Source organism: Pseudoalteromonas sp. GW168-MNA-CIBAN-0100 (assembly GCF_040309225.1).
Taxonomy (GTDB): domain Bacteria; phylum Pseudomonadota; class Gammaproteobacteria; order Enterobacterales; family Alteromonadaceae; genus Pseudoalteromonas; species Pseudoalteromonas arctica.
Genome location: NZ_JBEOOL010000455.1, coordinates 1 through 283, shown reverse-complemented (window position 1 = coordinate 283; position 283 = coordinate 1). Strand labels below are relative to the sequence as shown.

Below are 283 nucleotides of genomic sequence, written 5' to 3'. Positions count from 1 at the left end.
ACTTAGTGCATGGTTTAAGTCGTTTGGTGCGCAAGGTAGCACCGATGACAGTAAATTAGGCTGGTGGATAATTTTAGGCACAATTCCAGCCGCTATTTTAGGTTTGCTTTTAAAAGATATGATAGAGCTTTATTTGCGTAGCGCATGGGTGATCGCGGTTACCACCATTATATTTGGTTTATTGCTTTGGTATGCGGATGCAAAAGGTAAGCAAACTAAAACGATTTATCAGCTAAATTGGAAAACCGCGCTTATTATAGGCCTAGCACAGGCCGTTGCGATG

1 protein-coding gene is annotated in these 283 nt (G+C 41.7%); it reads left to right on the top strand.

The features are described 5' to 3' along the window. On the top strand, positions 1–283 hold a 283-nt coding region (locus AAEY62_RS21925; RefSeq protein WP_350636511.1), incomplete at both ends, for an undecaprenyl-diphosphate phosphatase.